This is a genomic window from Pseudomonas sp. MAG733B, from assembly GCF_036884845.1.
GTDB lineage: Bacteria > Pseudomonadota > Gammaproteobacteria > Pseudomonadales > Pseudomonadaceae > Aquipseudomonas.
Genome location: NZ_CP145732.1, coordinates 2,134,851 through 2,154,557 on the forward strand (window position 1 = coordinate 2,134,851; position 19,707 = coordinate 2,154,557).

20 protein-coding genes are annotated in these 19,707 nt (G+C 59.4%); 13 read left to right on the forward strand and 7 right to left on the reverse strand.

The genetic code is table 11. The annotated features are described in order from the left end of the window. Positions 1–26: 26 nt before the first annotated feature. From cqsA to V6Z53_RS09725, 4 genes are all read right to left on the reverse strand, one after another. Positions 27–1,274, reverse strand: a complete 1,248-nt coding sequence (gene cqsA, locus V6Z53_RS09710; protein ID WP_338585280.1) for an alpha-hydroxyketone-type quorum-sensing autoinducer synthase — start codon at positions 1,272–1,274, stop codon at positions 27–29. A 204-nt stretch (positions 1,275–1,478) separates the two neighbouring features. Continuing rightward, positions 1,479–2,117 carry a LysE family translocator gene (locus tag V6Z53_RS09715; RefSeq protein ID WP_338585281.1) on the reverse strand — a complete coding sequence of 213 codons (639 nt, stop codon included), beginning with the start codon at positions 2,115–2,117 and terminating at the stop codon, positions 1,479–1,481. 1 nt (position 2,118) lies between these two features. Next, positions 2,119–2,889, reverse strand: coding sequence for a 2OG-Fe(II) oxygenase (locus tag V6Z53_RS09720; RefSeq protein WP_338585283.1), 771 nt, complete (start codon positions 2,887–2,889; stop codon positions 2,119–2,121). A 93-nt stretch (positions 2,890–2,982) separates the two neighbouring features. Beyond that, the gene (locus V6Z53_RS09725) at positions 2,983–3,609 is read right to left on the reverse strand and encodes an alanyl-tRNA editing protein (protein ID WP_338585285.1); all 627 of its coding nucleotides are present in this window, start codon (positions 3,607–3,609) and stop codon (positions 2,983–2,985) included. Between the two features lie 91 nt (positions 3,610–3,700). Between V6Z53_RS09725 and V6Z53_RS09730 the strand changes: the two genes are divergently transcribed. Then, positions 3,701–4,699: a LysR family transcriptional regulator gene (locus tag V6Z53_RS09730; RefSeq protein ID WP_338585286.1), complete on the forward strand. Its 999-nt coding sequence runs from the start codon at positions 3,701–3,703 to the stop codon at positions 4,697–4,699. A 155-nt stretch (positions 4,700–4,854) separates the two neighbouring features. Here the strand turns inward: V6Z53_RS09730 and V6Z53_RS09735 are convergent, their stop codons facing one another. Beyond that, positions 4,855–5,262 carry a PA2817 family protein gene (locus V6Z53_RS09735; RefSeq protein WP_338585287.1) on the reverse strand — a complete coding sequence of 136 codons (408 nt, stop codon included), beginning with the start codon at positions 5,260–5,262 and terminating at the stop codon, positions 4,855–4,857. Positions 5,263–5,336: 74 nt separating this feature from the next. Further along, positions 5,337–7,784: an acyl-CoA dehydrogenase gene (locus V6Z53_RS09740; protein WP_338585289.1), complete on the reverse strand. Its 2,448-nt coding sequence runs from the start codon at positions 7,782–7,784 to the stop codon at positions 5,337–5,339. Positions 7,785–8,032: 248 nt separating this feature from the next. Here V6Z53_RS09740 and V6Z53_RS09745 point away from each other — a divergent pair, with 248 nt between their 5' ends. The 4 genes from V6Z53_RS09745 to V6Z53_RS09760 all read left to right on the forward strand — a co-directional run bounded on the left by V6Z53_RS09745 (position 8,033) and on the right by V6Z53_RS09760 (position 11,200). Continuing rightward, positions 8,033–8,692 carry a transglutaminase family protein gene (locus V6Z53_RS09745; protein WP_338585290.1) on the forward strand — a complete coding sequence of 220 codons (660 nt, stop codon included), beginning with the start codon at positions 8,033–8,035 and terminating at the stop codon, positions 8,690–8,692. Positions 8,693–8,735: 43 nt separating this feature from the next. Beyond that, positions 8,736–9,359 carry a glutathione S-transferase gene (locus tag V6Z53_RS09750; protein ID WP_338585291.1) on the forward strand — a complete coding sequence of 208 codons (624 nt, stop codon included), beginning with the start codon at positions 8,736–8,738 and terminating at the stop codon, positions 9,357–9,359. Positions 9,360–9,491: 132 nt separating this feature from the next. Beyond that, positions 9,492–10,424: an ABC transporter ATP-binding protein gene (locus V6Z53_RS09755; protein ID WP_338585292.1), complete on the forward strand. Its 933-nt coding sequence runs from the start codon at positions 9,492–9,494 to the stop codon at positions 10,422–10,424. Continuing rightward, positions 10,421–11,200 carry an ABC transporter permease gene (locus V6Z53_RS09760; RefSeq protein WP_338585293.1) on the forward strand — a complete coding sequence of 260 codons (780 nt, stop codon included), beginning with the start codon at positions 10,421–10,423 and terminating at the stop codon, positions 11,198–11,200. The genes V6Z53_RS09755 and V6Z53_RS09760 overlap by 4 nt, the downstream gene beginning before the upstream one ends. A gap of 877 nt (positions 11,201–12,077) precedes the next feature. Here the strand turns inward: V6Z53_RS09760 and V6Z53_RS09765 are convergent. Then, positions 12,078–12,593 carry a DUF2062 domain-containing protein gene (locus V6Z53_RS09765; protein WP_338585294.1) on the reverse strand — a complete coding sequence of 172 codons (516 nt, stop codon included), beginning with the start codon at positions 12,591–12,593 and terminating at the stop codon, positions 12,078–12,080. 136 nt (positions 12,594–12,729) lie between these two features. Here V6Z53_RS09765 and V6Z53_RS09770 point away from each other — a divergent pair, with 136 nt between their 5' ends. The 8 genes from V6Z53_RS09770 (at position 12,730) to murB (ending at position 19,585) form a co-directional block, all read left to right on the forward strand. Then, a complete protein-coding gene (locus V6Z53_RS09770; protein WP_338585296.1) occupies positions 12,730–14,958 on the forward strand; it encodes a DNA internalization-related competence protein ComEC/Rec2 in 2,229 nt (742 codons plus the stop codon). A 104-nt stretch (positions 14,959–15,062) separates the two neighbouring features. Further along, positions 15,063–15,698, forward strand: coding sequence for a MotA/TolQ/ExbB proton channel family protein (locus V6Z53_RS09775; protein ID WP_338585297.1), 636 nt, complete (start codon positions 15,063–15,065; stop codon positions 15,696–15,698). Continuing rightward, on the forward strand, positions 15,695–16,123 hold the full coding sequence (locus tag V6Z53_RS09780; protein ID WP_338585298.1) for a biopolymer transporter ExbD: 429 nt from the start codon (positions 15,695–15,697) through the stop codon (positions 16,121–16,123). Before V6Z53_RS09775 ends, V6Z53_RS09780 begins: the two co-directional genes overlap by 4 nt. After that, complete coding sequence (lpxK, locus tag V6Z53_RS09785; RefSeq protein WP_338585299.1) at positions 16,123–17,133, forward strand: tetraacyldisaccharide 4'-kinase; 1,011 nt, start codon at positions 16,123–16,125, stop codon at positions 17,131–17,133. Before V6Z53_RS09780 ends, lpxK begins: the two co-directional genes overlap by 1 nt. A 25-nt stretch (positions 17,134–17,158) precedes the next feature. Continuing rightward, on the forward strand, positions 17,159–17,344 hold the full coding sequence (locus V6Z53_RS09790) for a Trm112 family protein (protein WP_007945752.1): 186 nt from the start codon (positions 17,159–17,161) through the stop codon (positions 17,342–17,344). Next, entirely contained in the window at positions 17,341–18,105 is a 765-nt protein-coding gene (gene kdsB, locus V6Z53_RS09795; RefSeq protein ID WP_338585300.1) for a 3-deoxy-manno-octulosonate cytidylyltransferase, read from the forward strand. Before V6Z53_RS09790 ends, kdsB begins: the two co-directional genes overlap by 4 nt. Next, positions 18,105–18,569, forward strand: coding sequence for a low molecular weight protein-tyrosine-phosphatase (locus tag V6Z53_RS09800; RefSeq protein WP_338585301.1), 465 nt, complete (start codon positions 18,105–18,107; stop codon positions 18,567–18,569). The genes kdsB and V6Z53_RS09800 overlap by 1 nt, the downstream gene beginning before the upstream one ends. Further along, the gene (gene murB, locus V6Z53_RS09805) at positions 18,566–19,585 is read left to right on the forward strand and encodes a UDP-N-acetylmuramate dehydrogenase (RefSeq protein WP_338585302.1); all 1,020 of its coding nucleotides are present in this window, start codon (positions 18,566–18,568) and stop codon (positions 19,583–19,585) included. Before V6Z53_RS09800 ends, murB begins: the two co-directional genes overlap by 4 nt. Positions 19,586–19,707: the final 122 nt, after the last annotated feature.

Sequence of the window (19,707 nt, forward strand, 5' to 3'; positions counted from 1 at the left end):
AGTCTGACTGAGCGGGCTTTTTCCGTTCAACGCGTTATCAGCTTATTGGTAGATGGAGAGCGCCTCCACCCCTTTAGTCCGACTTCATCCCGAATATCACTACAGGCTTGTATGAAGCGATCAAGATCCTCATCGCTGAGGCCGGAATTCATCGAGAACCTTATTAACGAACGATTGAGCCCGGTTGCCGGAGAGCAGAAGACTGAGCCGAATATACCTCGTGCTTGTAATGCGTCCCTGAGACGAAGGGTCAACAACTCCAGCCCAGGCTCCAGCGCAACGATCTGTTCGGATCCTGTGCTCATGTCATACCCCAACTGCATGAGTGCAGACCTTGTTCGACGGGTAATTGCACGCAGCCTGTTACGGCGCTCGTCAGCATGCTGTAGAAAATCAGCAGCCTGTTCGAACCAGATCAATTCGTGATCAAGCAGACTTGAGCTGAAAATGGCGGGATAGGACTCCGTGGCAAAGTAGTCCTTGAAACTGCCGGGACAAGTAATCAGGCCTGCACGCCCGGCGAAGGCCTTGGCCAGGCTGACAGTCTGGAAATGGACCTTGTCGAACAAGTAATGCTGCGCGACCAATCCCGCGCCGTGTGGCCCGTGGGTTCCAAGTGAATGGGATTCATCGACGACCAAGACGCAGCCAAGGCGATGCGCAACTTCAGCGAAGTCTTCCAAAGGGCAAAGACTGCCGTTAGTGCTGTAGATCGCATCGACAGCAATGACGCCTGGACCGTGCTTCTTTATCTGTCGCTCCGCATGATCGGCATCGTTGTGCGCAAACACGATTGCATGTGCATGGGCGGCGTGCGCACCTTGCCAGAGCGACATATGTGCATGGATATCCAGATACACCGGAATGTCCTTACCGGCGATGGCCTGCAGCAATCCCACATTCGCCGCCCATCCTGATTGGCAAAGAATGCAGTCCTGTGCCCCCATGAACCGAGCCAGTCTGTGCTCAAGCCTGGTCATCGGAGTATCCCCGTGGAGAAAAACGGCGGACATCAAGAGTTGGTGTCGTGTCTGAAGGACCGCTTGTGCATGGGCTTCGATCAATTGCTTCTCCGTTGCCAGGCACAGATAGTCATTGCTCGACAAATGCAGAGCATCCGGGCCGGGAATGGCGCCGCGCAGCAAATGTTGGCCTGCCCATCTCTGCTGTACGCGCCCCACGGAGTGGCTTTCGATGCGTGCCTGAACAAAATCAGGGAGGTGAGCGTAGTGAGTTTGTTGTTGGCCTTGAGGCGGTTGGTGTAATACAGGCATAGCTGAGCTCCCTTCTGCCGGGGCGGCTTGCCCTGAACGCCAAAGGTTTCGAGTTCTCACTACACGCTTGGATCCGCTGCATGACTACTGTCAGAGTTGACAGTTTTTCCACGTAACCGACGGATGATCACGCTGTATCCATATTTAAGGCATTAAAAAGGCCCGCCAGTTTGACTGTGCGGGCCTTTTTCGTGTCGGCAGTTTTTACATCGACAACATCAACCGCCCCGCAAACAAAATCAGAATCACTCCCATGCTGCGTTCGAACCAATGCCCCATACGCATGAACAGCGATCTGATCCGGGGATTGGAAAAAAACAGTGCCACGATCACAAACCACAAGGCATTCACAAAGCACATCCACACGCCGTACAGCGCCTGAATCTGCAGAGGTGTCGTAGCACTGATGAGAGTGGTGAAAATCGCCAGGAAAAACAGGGTTGCCTTGGGGTTGGTGGCGTTGGTCAGGAAACCGGTGGTAAATGCCTTCAGTAGCGTTTGTTCAACGACCGGTTCATTCGAGTCTTTTTCGCCTGCCAGAACGGTTTTTGGCTGGCTTCGCAACAGACTCACGCCCAAGTAAAGAATGTAGGCCCCGCCCACGACCTTGGCCACCGTCAATAACCAAGGGGTGGTGTGCATCAATGCGCCGACGCCCAATAAGGTGTACAGCACGTGCACGGAAATACCGGCGCCGATGCCCAGTGCCGTACAAATTCCCACCCAGCGGCCGAAGCGCACGCTCTGGCGGATTGTTACGGCGAAGTCCGGTCCGGGAGCGACCACGGCCAGGAAGTGGATGGTCGCCAGCGCCAGGAACTCGCCCAGGTAATTCGAAAGCATCTCAACTCCAGAAGGTCAGGGGGGAAGCAGTGCCGCGATAGCCGACGAAGAAAGAAAGGCTCAAGCGTGGATCGGCCACACCCGGGGTCACCGAGTGCATGCGGCGTGAATTGAACATGATGAAATCCCCGGGCGCGGGGAGGACTTCCAGCGTCGGATTCCCCAGCAGCGTCGGGTCGATGCCGTAACTGTCGCCACGCATTTCATCGAACTGTTCCGGGGAAATGTCGTCGTCCCATATCTGCAATGCGCCGCCCTCGGCGGGCATGTTCAGGTAAACATTGCAGGCGAACTGCGCTTCAAGGCTTCTGGCTTGAAAGCTGTCCGGGGCGTCCTTGGCGAAAATGTCGTGATGGGCGAGAAAACACACGTCGGGTTTCACCACGCGGGAGAGCCCGACGTACATCTTGCGGCCGTAGAGGTTTTCCAGTTGCGCACCAGCCGGCCAGGACTCGTCGAGCATACAGCGCAGGGTATCGACCGGAGACGCGTAGGGCGCGCAACGATTGCGCAGTTCCGCGATGTTGCGGGTAGCGCGTTCGAAGTAATCCTCGATCAGCAGCGGCTGGTTTTCCGCCTCGTAAAACGCCATGCCGATACGGCCGATGCTCGGTGCGTTGATATAGCCTTCAAATCCCGGCGCGAGGATCTTGTCGCCTATCTGGGTCGCCAATGGCGGGGGCAGCCAGCCTTTGACGCGGATGGCGAGGACTTCTTCGTTGGCCAGTTTTTTTATGCACGTCTCATCGAGACAATCGACGTCAAGCATCATGTCTTAGGTCCATCTATCAGAGAGTCGACGAAGCCTGCGAATGCAGGCTCCCCCCGGCGTCGGGCAATGGCATTGACGCCATTGTCCAAAAGCTCAATCCACGTGGTAGTGGACGGACAGCGTCCCTTTCTTCTGCGAAAGGGATTCGATCGTGACCGTGCCCAGATCCTTCAGGCTACGTACATGGGTGCCGCCGCAACCGTAGGCGGGCAATTCACCAAAGCCGATTTCCCGCGCGCCTTCGCGCAGCGACGTCAGGCGCGGCAGGTCGTGGGCGATCCACTGTTGAATGCCGTGTTGCAGGGTCTGGACTTCAACTTCTTGCGCCGATTCGGAAGGCTTGAACTGCACGCGTCCTTCGCCAGGCCAGTGATGGCCCTTGATCGGCATCCAGCCCATGGCCTGGACGAAGTGCCCGATCAAATGGCCTGCGGAGTGCAGTCGCGTGTTGAGCCGGCGACGTTGTTCGTCGACGCAGATCCGGGTCATGCCGGTTTTTACCGGGCGGTCGACAAAATGAATGATCCGGTCCGGGTCCTGGACAACTCGCAACACTTGGCTTTCGCCGATCCAGCCGGTATCACAAGGTTGTCCGCCGCCTTGGGGGTGGAACAATGTTGCGCGCAACACCACGGCGAATTCGTTCTCGTGGGGCGTGCATTCCAGGACTTCCACGTTGGCCTTGAGGTCATCACTATGGAAAAAGAGGCGAAGCGTCATGTTCCATGCTCGTAATCAAATTTCTATTTTTTATTATATGAAGCGTCGAATAGCGTGATAATCCGTTCAAACATCAAAGGACTGTTGCGTTGTGAGCATAAATCTTCCACTACTGCTGCTGGGTGAAATGGCGATTTTCGTCAAGGTCGTCGAGACCGGCAGCTTCTCCGAGGCGGCTCGCCAGTTGGGTTCTTCACCCTCGGCGGTCAGCCGCAGTATTTCGCGGCTGGAGAAAGCCCTCGCCACACGCCTGTTGCAGCGAACCACGCGCAAGTTGCGTTTGAGCGATGGTGGCGAGGAGGTATTCAAGCGTTGTCAGGAGATGGTCAATGCCGCTCGCTCAGTCATGGAGATCAGCGGCCAGTTCACTGATGAACCTGAGGGCGTGGTGCGTATCAGCGTGCCGAAAGCGGTGGGCCGAATCGTGATTCACCCGCATATGCCGGAGTTTTTACGTCGGTATCCCAAAGTGGATGTGGAGCTGTTGCTTGAGGATCGTCAGGTGGATTTGATCGACGATAACGTCGACCTGGCGATTCGCATCACCGATCGGCCACCTGCGGGGCTGGTGGGGCGGCAGTTGCTGACGATCGACCATTTGCTCTGCGCGACTCCGGAGTATCTGGCTGAACACGGAACGCCGACTCACCCCCACGACTTGCTCAACCATAGCTGCATTTATCTGGGTGAAACTCCGAGCGATGCGCGCTGGAAATTCAAGAAAGGCGGCAAATCGGTCACAGTCGGCGTACGCGGGCGATATGCCGCCAATCACACGGGTGTCCGTTTTGGCGCGGTATTGCAGCACATCGGCATTGGCAGCCTGCCGTATTTCACTGCGCGCCGTGCCCTGGAAAAAGGGTTGATGGTGCAGGTTTTGCCGGACTGGACCTTTTTGGCGTCGTACCACGGAGGCGCCTGGTTGCTGCATTCGCCAACCCGATACCTGCCTCCCAAAATACGGGTAATGATCGATTACCTGGTGGAGTGCCTGGCCAAGGAGCCGACTTTGGGCAAGCCAGGCAAGTCGGGCAATCTGATGACGGCCGTATCGGAATATGAGTTGCCCGAGAGTGACGGATTGTTCTGAATAAATATCAAAAGATCGCAGCCTTCGGCAGCTCCTACTGAAGGTACGCATTCCAATGCAGGAGCTGCCGAAGGCTGCGATCTTTTGATCTGCCCGGAAATACAAAAAAGGCCCGCATGTTCACCATGCGGGCCTTTTTCATTACATCTTTCAGATTAGTGCTTGCTGTCCTGGTTCGACAACGCCAGCAGCTGTTTTTCCTGATTCCAGTCAAACGGTTCGTCGTTCTGTTCGGCTTCGAAGCGACGTTCTTCCAGCGCCTGATACAAGTCGATTTCATCATCGGGCATGTAGTGCAAGCAGTCACCGGCGAAGTACCACAGCAGGTCGCGCGGGACCAGGTGGGCGATTTGCGGGTAGCGGGTGATCACCTGGCACAGAATTTCCTGGCCCAGGTACTGGCTTTCGATCGGGTCGACCGGCAGCAGTGCAAGCAGTTCGTCGAAGCGCTCCAGGAACAAGGCATGGCTTTCGTCGGGAACCTGTTCGGCCTCACCTACGGCGACCAGGATGCTGCGCAGGTGGTCGAGCAATACGAGATGATCGGCAACGATGTTGGACACGAGATAAGTCCTCAAGAGCAAAACGGGCGCGGGAGTATAAAGCTCCTGCGCCCGTTTTTACATGCTTGGGTGGATCAGCGGACCTTCCCTTGTGCTATCGCCAGTTCTTCTTTGTCGAAGTCATCGACATCGATCACCTTGCGCCGCGCCGCCTCGGCTTCGCGCAGGGTTTGAGCTTCCACGGGTTGCAACACCCCAGCCTCCAGCGCGGCATCGATCACAGGCTCGCCAGCGACCGGTTTGACCTGACCGCTCTTGAGCGCCACATGCAGTTTTTTCTGTAGCGGTTGTGCGGCGCTCAAAAGGTTGCAGGCATGTTGCAGGGCGCCAACCGGATCCTCCTCGGATTGTGGGCGATAGCAACCGAGCAGAACTTCCTCCAGCGCCGGGTCGCCCTCGGCCCGACCGATGACCGCAGCGACTTGTGCACCCAGCTTGTCGGAAGGTCCTTTGTGGCGACGACCGAGCGGGAACACGATAACCCGCAACAGACACGCCAGCACTTTGTTCGGGAAGTTGTTCAGCAGTTCATCCATGGCCCGTTCGGCCTGGCCGAGGCTTTCTTCCATGGCCCAGGTAAACAGCGGTTCCATGTATTCCGGCGCGTCGAGGTCGTTGTAACGCTTGAGCGCGGCACTGGCCAGATACATGTTGCTCAGCACATCACCCAGGCGTGCCGACAGGCGTTCTCGGCGTTTCAGTTCGCCGCCCAGCAGCATCATGCTGAGGTCGGCAAGCAGAGCGAACGCAGCCGCCTGACGGTTGAGGGCACGGAAATAACCCTGGCTGAGCTTGTCGCCCGGCGTATGTTCCAGATGACCGAAACCGAGATTCAGCACCAGCGTACTGGCCGCGTTACCCACGGCAAACCCGATGTGCTTGAGCAGCAGGCCGTCGAACTCGACCAGCGCCTGATCCTTGTCCTCACGGGTGGCCAGCGCCATTTCCTTGAGCACGAAAGGATGGCAGCGAATCGCACCCTGGCCGAAGATCATCAGGTTGCGCGAGAGAATGTTCGCACCTTCCACGGTGATGAAAATCGGCGCACCGCTCCATTTGCGTGCGAGGTAGTTGTTCGGTCCCTCGATGATCGCCTTGCCGCCGTGCACGTCCATCGCATGGCTGATGCACTCGCGGCCACGTTCGGTGAGGTGGTACTTGAGAATCGCCGACAGCACCGACGGTTTTTCGCCGAGGTCCACCGCGTTGGCGGTCAGCATCCGCGCGGCATCCATCATCCAGGCATTGCCGCCGATGCGCGCCATCGCTTCCTGAATCCCTTCGAACGCGGCAATCGGCACATTGAACTGTTCGCGAATCTGCGCGTACTGGCCGGTCACCAGGCTGGTGAACTTGGCCATGCCGGTGCCCACTGCCGGCAGGGAAATCGAACGCCCGACCGACAGGCAATTCATCAGCATCATCCAACCCTTGCCGAGCATTTCCTGGCCGCCGATGAGGAATTCCAGCGGGACGAATACGTCTTTGCCGGAATTCGGGCCGTTCATGAAAGCCGCGCCAAGCGGCAGATGACGACGGCCGATTTCCACGCCGGGAAGATCGGTTGGAATCAGCGCGAGGCTGATGCCCAGATCTTCTTTATCACCCAGCAGATGGTCCGGGTCGTAAGCCTTGAACGCGAGGCCGAGGAGGGTGGCCACCGGGCCAAGGGTGATGTAGCGTTTTTCCCAGTTCAGGCGCAGGCCGAGGGTTTCCTGGCCTTCCCATTCACCTTTGCAGATCACGCCGGTGTCGGGCATGCCGCCAGCGTCGGAGCCGGCCAGTGGGCCGGTGAGGGCGAAGCACGGAATATCGTCGCCGCGCGCCAGACGTGGCAGGTAATGGTTGCGTTGTTCATCGGTGCCGTAATGCAGCAGCAGTTCGGCGGGGCCGAGGGAGTTGGGGACCATCACGGTGGAGGCGAGGTCGCCGCTGTGGCTCGCCAGTTTCATCGCCACTTGCGAGTGGGCGTAGGCCGAAAAGCCCTTGCCGCCAAATTCCTTGGGAATGATCAAGGCGAAGAAACCCTGATCCTTGATGTACGTCCAGGCCTCCTCCGGCAGATCCATGGTTTGACCGAGTTGCCAGTCGCTGACCATGCCGCAGAGGGTTTCTGTCGGGCCATCAATGAAGGCCTGCTCTTCTTCATTCAGTTGCGCTTTGGGGTAGGACAGCAATTTGTTCCAGTCCGGGCGCCCGCTGAACAGTTCGCCATCCCACCACACGGTGCCCGCTTCGATCGCGTCGCGTTCGGTTTGCGACATGGGCGGCAGGGTTTTCTGGAACCAGTTGAACATCGGCGCGCTGAAAAGCTTGCGACGCAGATCAGGCAATAGCAGCGGTGCCGCCACGGCGGCGGTCAGCACCCAGAAAATCAGCAGCAGCCAGCCCGGTGCGTGACTGAAGACGCCCATTGCCAGCAGGTAGACAGCCACGATGCCCAGGGCAGGCAGCGGCGCGATGCGACGGTGGGCTAAATAAGCTATCCCGACAACCAGAACCAGTATCCACAACAGCAGCATATTTAATCCTCCGTGAAACCAGGGCGAACCAACCCACAGAGCTTAGACGGCATCCGTAAATCGGGGTGGTCAGAGCGAGGTGATTGAAATCGTGGGAAACCCTGGATGAATTTTGTAGGCCCGGTTGGCAATGGGCCTGGGAAATCGTTCATAGAACGGGCGGCAAAGCGTCCATAATTGGCCGAAACGTCGTTATCTCTGTGCTGAACCTCTCGCTAGACTCGGGGTTCCCCCAGGAGATCGCCCGCATGCACGAGTACCTAAGCCCCGGCCGCTTCATCGATAGTGACCACCCCTCGGTGGTGGAGTTCGCCGAAAAACACCGAGGCAGCAGTCGCGACCCGATCGAGCAGGCGATCAGTCTTTATTACGCCGTGCGCGAAGCGGTGCGCTACAACCCGTACACCTTCAGTCGCGATCCGCAAACCTTGTGTGGCAGTTACGCGCTGGCCACCGGGGAGAGTTACTGCGTACCCAAAGCCACGTTGCTCGCCGGTGCCGCGCGGCATTGCGGCATCCCGGCGCGGATCGGTCTGGCGGATGTGCGCAATCATTTGTCGACGCCGCGCCTGCTCGAACTGCTCAAGAGCGACATGTTCGCCATGCACGGCTACACCGAGTTCTACCTGCAGGATCGCTGGGTCAAGGCGACCCCCGCGTTCAACCAGAAACTCTGCGAACTGTTCAATGTGGCGCCGCTGGAATTCGACGGATTCAACGACAGCGTCTTCCACCCGTTCAACCGTGATGGCGAGAAACTGATGGAGTATCTCGTCGATCACGGCCAGTTTGCCGATGTGCCTGAAGCGTTCTTTTTCGAGCACCTGGAAAAGTGCTACCCGCATCTGTTCGGCGAACAACTGTCGCCACTGCTGGGGGACATGCAGAGCGATTTGAGTCGCGCCTGATCCGGCGTATGCTGCCTGCGCATTCATCAATCGAGAGGCGGTCATGCTGAAGATCTGGGGTCGGAAAAATTCATCGAATGTGAGAAAGCCGTTGTGGGCCGCCGAGGAGTTGGGGCTGGCTTATGAAGCCATCGACGCGGGTGGTGCCTTCGGTGTTGTCGATACGCCCGAGTACCGCGCCATGAACCCCAATGGCCGCGTTCCGGTGATCGAAGACGACGGTTTTGTGTTGTGGGAATCCAACGCCATCGTCCGTTACCTGCTGGCCAAACATGCGCCGGATAGCGCGTGGTATCCGGCGGGTGTGCAGGCGCGCGCCACTGCGGACAAATGGATGGACTGGACCACTTCCAGCTTCGCCGGCCCGTTCCGCACCGTGTTCTGGGGGGTGTTGCGTACTCCGGCAGATCAGCAGGACTGGCCCGCCATCAAGGCGGCGATCAAGGAGTGCGACGGCTTGCTGGCAATGGCCGATCAGGCGCTGGCGACCAAACCGTACCTGTCCGGTGACGAGATCGGCATGGGTGACATTCCGCTCGGCAGTTTCATTTATGCCTGGTTCGAGATGCCGATCGAGCGTGCGCCGCTGCCTCATCTGCAAGCCTGGTACGCACGGTTGCAGCAGCGTCCGGCGTATCGCAAGGCCGTTATGACCGCGTTGACTTAATACCTACTATCGACACACTTGACTGTACTTGTGCGGCGGCGGCAAGCACCATTGCGTTCATGCGCCGCGGTTGCATTGCTCGCCGCCCGCCCTTATTTATTTCTTTCTTCCCTTCTTGGTGCGTAATCCGATATGAGTTCCGCTCTGTCCATCCGGCAGCTAACCAAAACCTACGGCAACGGTTTCCAGGCCTTGAGTGGTATCGATCTGGACGTCGCCGAAGGTGACTTCTTCGCCTTGCTCGGCCCTAACGGCGCCGGCAAATCCACCACCATCGGCATTCTCTCGACTCTGGTGAACAAGACCAGCGGCACAGTGAACATCTTCGGTCACGACCTGGACAAGAATCCTGCGCAGCTCAAGCGCTCCATCGGCGTGGTGCCGCAGGAATTCAACTTCAATCAGTTCGAAAAGACCTTTGACATCGTCGTGACCCAGGCCGGTTATTACGGTATCCCGCCGAAAGTCGCCAAAGAGCGCGCCGAGCAATACCTGACTCAGCTTGGCTTGTGGGACAAGCGTGACACGCCATCGCGTTCACTGTCCGGCGGCATGAAGCGTCGACTGATGATCGCCCGTGCGCTGGTTCACGAACCGCGCCTGTTGATCCTCGACGAACCGACAGCGGGTGTAGACATCGAACTGCGTCGCTCGATGTGGACCTTCCTCACCGAGCTGAACAAGAAAGGCATCACCATCATCCTCACCACGCACTATCTGGAAGAGGCTGAGCAGTTGTGCCGCAACATCGGCATCATCGACCACGGCACCATTGTCGAAAACACCAGCATGAAGCAGTTGCTCGGTCAGTTGCATGTCGAGACCTTCCTGCTGGATTTGAAGAACGGCCTGAGTGCGCCGCCGCAGTTGATCGGCTATCCATCCCGGATGCTCGATGGTCACACCCTGGAAGTCCAGGTCGACAAGTCCATGGGTATTACCGCGCTGTTCACCCAATTGGCCCAGCAGAACATTGAAGTGCTGAGCTTGCGTAATAAAACCAATCGCCTTGAGGAGCTGTTCGTGTCCCTGGTGGAGAAAAATCTGGCGAAGGTGGCGTTATGAGTTCCGAGCTGCAACCCAACCTCGTTGCCCTCAATACCATCGTTTACCGTGAAGTCCGGCGCTTTACCCGGATCTGGCCGCAGACCCTGCTGCCACCGGCCATCACCATGGTTCTGTACTTCGTGATCTTCGGTAACCTGATCGGCCGGCAGATCGGCGACATGGGTGGTTTCACCTACATGGAGTACATCGTGCCGGGGCTGATCATGATGTCGGTGATCACCAACTCCTATGGCAACGTGGTGTCGAGTTTCTTTGGCAGCAAGTTCCAGCGTTCAATCGAAGAACTGATGGTTTCGCCGGTTTCGCCGCACACCATCCTGATCGGCTACACCCTCGGCGGCGTGCTGCGCGGGTTGATGGTCGGGGTCATCGTGACGCTGTTGTCGCTGTTCTTCACCGATTTGCAGGTGCATCACCTGGGCGTGACCATTCTGGTGGTGGTGCTGACGGCGACGATCTTCTCGCTGCTGGGTTTCATCAACGCTGTGTTTGCGCGCAACTTCGATGACATTTCGATCATCCCGACGTTTGTGCTGACGCCGTTGACGTATCTGGGCGGGGTGTTTTATTCGATCACTTTGCTGCCGCCGTTCTGGCAGACCGTGTCGTTGGCCAACCCGGTGTTGCACATGGTGAACGCCTTCCGTTACGGCATTCTTGGGGTTTCGGATATCCGGATCAGCGTGGCGATTGCCTTTATGGTGGTGGCGACGGTGGTTTTGTATTTTGGGTGTGCGCGGTTGTTGGTGAGTGGGCGGGGGATGCGGACCTGATCATGGCTTGGCCGTTCGCTGGTTTTGGATGGTGTACATATCCGTTCCTGCGGTAACGGCCACCTAGGGTTTCGCCCTTACGGCGAGTCCCTTTTTCAAACGCCAAAAAGGAACCAAAAGGCTCGCCCCTTACGTACGGCTCCTCGCTAAGGCTCGGAGTTCCTTCGCTCCGGCATTCATCCGGGGGCATCGCCTCCGGTCTGCTTCGCGACGACCTCCTCTCGATGTGTGCGGCTTCGCCGCACGGCGCTACGCGCCTCCCCCCGGATAAACGCCTCCACTCAGCCTCCCGATGGGGCGGGTGGATCAAGTGCAACCGAGGCGGCCTACCGGCCGGCCTGTTTGTCTGGTTCGCACGCACTCCAAACTGTGGGAGCCAGCCTGCTGGCGATGGCGGCCTGACAGCCGACCCGATTTTGTGCTGTTTCACGTCAAACGTAGGAGCTGCCGAAGGCTGCGATCTTTTGATTTCGCTTTAAAAAACAAAATCAAAAGATCGCAGCCTCGTTGCACTCGACAGCTCCTACACAAAAATACGAGCGAACTTCCGATCAGGCCGGCCGGTAGGCCGCCTCGCGGTGCTGTTGCGGTATTCGCCCCATCGAGAGGCCGAGTGGAGGTTCTGCGCAGTGGGCAACCCGGCAAGGATGCCGGGTTAGCCGCCCCCGGCCATGGATGGCCGATGGCGGCGGGCCCACGGAGCAGGACCGGAGCGAGGGCATGCCGAGCCTAGGCGAGGCACCGAACGTCAGGGGCAAAGCGCTTTGGTTACTTTCGCGCTCTTCGAAAGTGACCCGCTGTAAGAGCGGAACCGTCAGCCGCCGTTACCAAAAAAACGGATATGTACACGATCAAACACAACCCAAAGACCGCCCAATCACATCCGACTCTGCTTACGCCGCCGCCACTGCCGCGCAACCCACCACCGCCAATACACCATCACCAGACAATAAGCCAAAGCCCCCAACACCAATCCCGTCACCACCGACCCCAGCAAAAACGGCTGCCACAAGGTCGAGAGCTCACCGCTGATCCACTCCCAGGTCAACTCATCGGGCAGATGCCGTGCAGGTACGTCCATCAGCCAGGCCCCGGTCTGATAGGTGCAAAAGAACACCGCAGGCATCGTGATCGGATTGGTCAGCCAGACCAGGCTCACCGCAATCGGCATGTTCCCGCGCACCACGATGGCAAGGATGGCAGCCAGCAGCATCTGCAACGGAATCGGCAGGAACGCCGCGAACAAACCGACCGCCATCGCCCGGGCGACGGAATGGCGGTTGAGGTGCCAGAGGTTCGGGTCATGCAGCAGCGTCCCGAGAAAGCGTAAGGATTTGTGTTCCCTGATGCTGGTCGGGTCTGGCATGTAACGTTTGAATAATCGCCGGGGCATAAGGCTTCTCGGTCGGTCAAGGCGGCAAGTATGTCTGGATTCTATGAAGCGCCCATTCAGACTTTGTGACAATTGATAACCACGACCGTGCGGCCGGACAGCTATGCCTTAAGTCGGGACTCTCAAGGACGGGCGTATGTGCACAGGGATGATGGCGCTGGCACTGGGATTGCTGGCCCTGCGTTTTTTACCGGCATTGCCGCCGGTCGGGTTGTTGCTGTTGATGCCGGTGGTCGGTTTGATGTTGCTGCCGTTCAGGACGTACCCCGTGGCGTTCTTCCTGTTCGGTTTGAGTTGGGCTTGCGCGCAGGCGCATTGGGCGCTGGACGATCGACTGTCGCCGAGCCTCGATGGCGAAACCCGCTGGGTCGAAGGGCGGGTAGTGGGTTTGCCCCAGAACAGCGAAGGCGTCGTACGTTTCGAATTGGCAGACGCCCGCTCGCGACATGCAAAAGTGCCGAAACTCATGCGCGTGGCCTGGTATGACGGCCCGCCGGTGAACAGCGGCGAGCGCTGGCGACTGGCGGTCAAGTTGAAGCGTCCTGCCGGTTTACTCAATCCGCACGCTTTCGATTACGACGCCTGGCTGCTGGCGCAACGCATCGGTGCGACCGGTACGGTCAAGGACGGCGAGCGACTGGCGCAAGCGCGATGGGCCTGGCGCGACGGTATCCGCCAGAGGCTTCAAGCGGTAGACGCCCAGGGACGAACCGGTGCGCTGGCGGCTTTGGTGCTGGGCGATGGCGCCGGGCTGAGCCGCGAAGACTGGCAGGTATTGCAGGACACCGGCACCGTGCACCTGTTGGTGATTTCCGGACAACACATCGGTTTGCTGGCGGGCGTGGTGTATCTGTTGATCGCCGGTCTTGCCCGTTATGGCCTGTGGCCCAGCCGTCTGCCATGGCTGCCCTGGGCCTGTGGCCTGGCATTCGCGGCCGCTCTCGGTTACGGATTGCTGGCCGGTTTTGAGGTGCCGGTGCGTCGGGCCTGTTTGATGATCGGGCTGGTGCTGTTATGGCGCCTGCGGTTTCGTCATCTTGGCGCTTGGTGGCCGCTATTGCTGGCACTCAATGGCGTTTTGCTGCTTGATCCGCTGGCGAGTCTTCAGCCGGGGTTCTGGTTGTCCTTCGCGGCGGTGGCGGTGCTGATTTTTACTTTCGGCGGCCGGTTGGGCCCTTGGCGCTGGTGGCAGACCTGGACCCGTGCGCAATGGTTGATCGCATTGGGATTGGGCCCGTTATTACTGGTGCTGGGATTGCCGGTCAGCGTCAGTGGGCCATTGGTCAACTTGCTGGCGGTGCCCTGGATCAGCCTGGTGGTGCTGCCTCCCGCATTGCTCGGCACGGTGATGTTGCCGGTGCCTTACATGGGCGAAGGCTTGCTGTGGCTGGCGGGTGGTTTGATCGATGGATTGTTCAAGGGACTGGCGTTGGTCGCTGGTCAGATTCCTGCGTGGGTACCCATGGCGATTCCGTTTTGGGTCTGGTGCCTGGGCGCGTTGGGGGCCTTTCTGTTGCTTCTACCCCGAGGCGTGCCAATGCGTGCGTTGGGGTGGCCCATGCTGCTGTTGCTGATTTTTTCGCCGCGCCCCGAGTTACCGGAAGGCATCGCCGATGTCTGGCAACTGGATGTCGGACAGGGACTGGCGATTTTGGTGCGCACCCGGCATCACACACTGCTGTATGACACCGGCCCGCGTTTCGGCGATTTCGACCTGGGAGAGCGAGTCGTATTGCCGTCATTACTCAAACTGGGCGTGAAAGAACTCGATCTGATGCTGATCAGCCACGCCGACGCCGACCACTCCGGTGGCGCCCGCGCGGTTGCCAACGGGCTGCCGGTCAAGCGTGTGATCAGTGGCGACCCAGAGGCGCTGCCTGCCGAGTTGCAAGCCCAAGCCTGTGAAACCGACCGGCAATGGACCTGGGACGGTGTTCAGTTCCGGCTCTGGCAATGGTCATCAGCCAGTGACAGCAATCAGAAGTCCTACGTTTTGCAGATTGAAGCCAACGGTGAGCGATTGTTGCTGACCGGCGACATCGACACCAACGCCGAGCGCGCACTGCTCGAAAGCCCATTGGCCGTGCCGACCGACTGGTTGCAGGCGCCGCACCATGGCAGTCGCAGTTCATCTTCGATGGCGCTGCTCAACGGCTTGCAGCCCAAAGCGGTGCTGATCTCCCGTGGTCAGGGCAATTCGTTCGGTCATCCTCATCCGACGGTCATGGCGCGCTATCGAAAACGCGCAATGGCAATCTATGACAGCGCCGAACAGGGTGCCATTCATCTGCAACTCGGACGTTTCGAATCACCGCGCTCGATGCGTCAGGAACGGCGGTTCTGGCGCGATCCGCCGCCCTTGTAGCAACAACCGAGCGTAATCAAAGCCCGACCGGATGCGACATCGCGGTCTTCGGTGCGCCCACCCCCTATGTTAGAGTGGCGCACTTTTTCGAGGGGACTGACACTGTGTGGGAATTGGTCAAATCCGGCGGCTGGATGATGCTGCCGATCATTCTGAGTTCCATCGCGGCCATGGCAATCGTTGCCGAGCGTCTGTGGACCCTGCGAGCCAGTCGCGTGACCCCGGAGCACCTGCTCGGGCAGGTCTGGGTCTGGATCAAAGACAAGAAGCTCAACAAAGACAGGCTCAAGGAACTGCGCGCCAACTCGCCTCTGGGTGAAATCCTCGCCGCCGGCCTTGCCAACTCCAAGCATGGTCGCGAGATCATGAAAGAGTGCATCGAAGAGGCTGCGGCGCGGGTCATCCACGATCTGGAGCGTTACATCAACGCCCTCGGCACCATTGCCGCCATGGCGCCGTTACTGGGCCTGCTCGGTACCGTGCTGGGCATGATCGATATTTTCAGCGCATTCACCGGCAGTGGCATGACCACCAACGCTTCGGTGCTGGCCGGTGGTATTTCCAAGGCCCTGATCACCACGGCTGCCGGTTTGATGGTCGGTATCCCGGCGGTATTCTTCCATCGATTCCTGCAACGCCGGATCGATGAGCTGGTGGTCGGGATGGAACAGGAAGCGATCAAACTGGTCGAGGTAGTGCAGGGCGACCGCGACGTGGACCTGACCGAGGGCAAAGCGTGAAATTCCGCCGCAAACCACGGGAAACGGTGGACATCAACCTCGCGTCGCTGATCGACGTGGTGTTTATCCTGCTGCTGTTTTTCGTCGTGACCACGACCTTCACCCGTGAAACCCAGTTGCGTGTCGAGCTGCCGGAAGCGGTCAGCGGCGCTTCGGCCGATGACCAGACCCGGCAGCTCGATATCGCCATCAGCGCCGACGGCGTGTTCTCGGTGAACAACCATGTTTTGCCGAAAAGCGACCTGGCCACATTGATTGAAGCGCTGCAGAAAGAATCCAATGGCGATACCAGTCTGCCGCTGTCCATCAGCGCCGATGGCAAAACCCAGCATCAGTCGGTCATCACTGCGATGGACGCCGCCGGCAAGCTTGGCTTCAGCCAATTGCGCATGACCACAGTCGAGGCGGCGCCGACCGCGCCCTGATGGCCATGTCCGATCGTCTGCTCGCCGCGTGGTACGCCGGTCATCCGGCCCTGAAGCTGTTGCAGCCGCTGGAGTGGCTGTACCGGCGTGTGGTCAACAACAAGCGCAAACGCTTTCTGGCGGGCGAGGGTGAAATCTACCAGCCGCCGGTGCCGCTGATCGTCGTCGGCAATATCACGGTTGGCGGCACCGGCAAGACGCCGCTGATCCTGTGGATGATCCAGCACTGCCAGCGCAGCGGCTTGCGGGTTGGCGTGGTCAGCCGTGGTTACGGTGCCAAGCCGCCGCAATTGCCATGGCGGGTCGAGGCGGATCAAAGCGCGGAGATTGCCGGCGACGAACCGTTGCTGATCGTTCAACGCACCGGCGTACCGCTGATGATCGACCCTGATCGCAGCAGCGCCGTCAAAGCCTTGCTGGCCAGCGAGCCGCTGGATCTGATCCTGTCCGATGACGGCATGCAGCATTACCGGCTGGCCCGGGATCTGGAGTTGGTGCTGATCGACGCCGCCCGTGGCCTTGGCAACCGCCGTTGCCTGCCGGCCGGGCCGTTGCGCGAGCCGGTCGAGCGTCTGCAAAGTGTCGACGCGGTGCTCTACAACGGCGCTTCGGCTGATCGCGATGATGGTTTCGCCTTCCAGTTGCAACCCACTGCGCTGGTCAACCTGCAAAGCGGCGAACGACGTCCCCTCGATCATTTTCCAGCAGGCCAGGCGCTGCACGCCGTGGCCGGGATCGGCAACCCGCAGCGTTTCTTCAAGACCCTCGAAACGCTACACTGGCAACCAGTCCCGCATGCGTTCGCCGATCACGCCGAATACAGCGTGCAGGCGTTGAATTTCACCCCGTCATTGCCGTTGGTGATGACCGAAAAGGACGCGGTGAAGTGCCGTGCCTTCGCCGCCGCCGACTGGTGGTACCTGGCGGTCGATGCTGTGCCGTCACCGGCCTTCGTGGCCTGGTTCGACACACAGTTGATGCGCCTGTTGCCGGCTCGTCTGTTGCCTTAAAACCGTTTTTATCCAGGGAATGCTCATGGACACCAAACTGCTCGATATCCTCGCTTGCCCGGTCTGCAAAGGCCCGCTCAAGCTCAGTGCCGACAAGACCGAGCTGATCAGCAAGGGCGCAGGTCTGGCGTACCCGATTCGCGATGGCATCCCGGTGATGCTCGAAACCGAAGCCCGCACCCTGACCACCGACGAGCGTCTGGATAAATGACCACAGCCTTTACCGTTGTCATTCCGTCGCGTTACGCCTCCACCCGTTTGCCGGGCAAGCCGCTGCTGTTGATCGCCGGCAAGCCAATGATCCAGCACGTCTGGGAACAGGCGAGCAAAAGCAGCGCCCAGCGTGTCGTGGTCGCCACTGACGATGCGCGCATCGTCGAAGCTTGCAAAGGGTTTGGCGCCGAAGTGGTGCTGACCCGTGAAGATCACAATTCCGGCACCGATCGGTTGGCGGAAGTCGCGACGAAACTGGGCCTGGCGCCCGATGCCATCGTGGTCAATGTCCAGGGTGACGAACCGTTGATCCCGGCGAGCGTGATCGATCAGGTCGCTGCCAACCTGGCCGTCCATACCGAAGCGCGCATGGCCACCTTGGCCGAGCCGATCGAAGACGTGGAAACCCTGTTCAATCCCAACGTGGTCAAGGTGGTCAGCGACCTCAATGGCCTGGCGCTGACCTTCAGTCGCTCGACCTTGCCGTGGGCGCGGGATGCGTTCGCGGTGAACCGAGAGCAATTGCCGGAAGGCGTGCCCTATCGCCGCCACATCGGCATCTACGCCTATCGCGCCGGTTTCCTGCATGACTTCGTCAGCTGGGGCCCGTGCTGGCTGGAAAACACCGAGTGCCTGGAGCAGTTGCGTGCCTTGTGGCACGGCGTGCGGATTCACGTCGCCGACGCGCTGATCGCGCCGCCGGCCGGTGTCGATACCGTTGAAGACCTTGAGCGCGTTCGTCGCCTGCTGGAGGCCTGATGCGGGTTCTGTTTGTCTGCCTGGGCAACATCTGCCGTTCACCCACGGCTGAAGGCGTGTTGCGCCACAAACTGCGTGAGGCGGGGCTGGCCGATCTGGTCGAAGTCGCCTCCGCCGGCACTGGTGACTGGCATGTCGGCAAAGCGCCGGACAAGCGCAGTCAGGCTGCGGCGAAGCTGCGCGGCTACGACTTGTCCACGCAACGTGCCCAGCAAGTGACCCGCGCCGATTTCGCCACCTACGACCTGATCCTGGCGATGGACAACAGCAACCTGCGCAACCTCAAGGCTCTGCAACCGGCCAAGGGCAAGGCCGAGCTGGATTTGTTCCTGCGTCGTTATGAGTCGGAAATCGACGAAGTCCCGGACCCGTATTACGACGGCGACCAGGGCTTCGAGCAGGTGCTGGATTTGATCGAGCGCGCCAGTGATCTGCTGGTGGTCGAATTGAAGGGACGGTTATGAGTTTGCAGGTTCGGTCGCAGGTTTCACTCAAGCCGTTCAACAGTTTTGGTGTGGATGTTCAGGCTCGTTTGTTCGCCGAAGCCCATAGCGACGCCGATGTGCGAGAAGCCTTGGCCTATGGGCTTGAGCATCATGTACCAGTGCTGGTGATCGGCGGCGGTAGCAATTTGCTGCTGACGGCGGATATCGAGTCGCTGGTGTTGCGCATGGCCACACGCGGGATTCGCGTGCTGAGCGATGACGGCAGCAAAGTGGTGATCGAAGCCGAGGCTGGCGAACCTTGGCATCCGTTCGTGCAGCACACGTTGGCGCAGGGTTTGTCGGGTCTGGAAAACCTCAGCCTGATTCCCGGCACCGTCGGTGCGGCACCGATGCAGAACATCGGCGCCTACGGGGTTGAGATCAAGGACGTGTTCGCCGGTCTGACGGCGCTTGATCGGCACAGCGGCGAACTGCGCGACTTCAACCTGGAAGAGTGCAACTTTGCCTACCGCGACAGCCTGTTCAAACAGGAGCCGGGGCGCTGGCTGATCCTGCGCGTACGCTTCGCACTCGACCGTGCTGCGCATCTGCACCTGGAATACGGCCCTGTTCGCCAGCGCCTGACCGAGCAAGGCATCGAGCATCCGACCGCCACCGATGTCAGCCAGGCGATTTGTAGCATCCGCAACGAAAAGCTCCCGGACCCGGCGGTGCTCGGTAATGCCGGCAGCTTCTTCAAGAACCCGTTGGTGCCAGCGGCGTTGGTCGCGCAGCTCAAGGGCGAATACCCCGATCTGGTGGCCTACGCGCAACCCGACGGGCAGATGAAAATCGCCGCCGGATGGCTGATTGAGCGGGCAGGGTGGAAAGGTTTCCGTGATGCCGACGCGGGCGTGCACAAGTTGCAGGCACTGGTGCTGGTCAACTACGGCAGCGCCACCGGCCTGCAGTTGCTCGACCTGGCGCAGCGTATTCAGAAAGACATTTCAGAACGTTTCCATGTCGAGCTGGAGATGGAGCCGAACCGTTATTGAGACTACGCTTTAATGGTTCAATCCAAAGCCCTGCACTGATGAAAAGTGCAGGGCTTTTTTGTTAATGCTGCGTTAACTTAGCGAGCTAACGATGCAATGCATTTTCTCCATCAAAGGCCCGG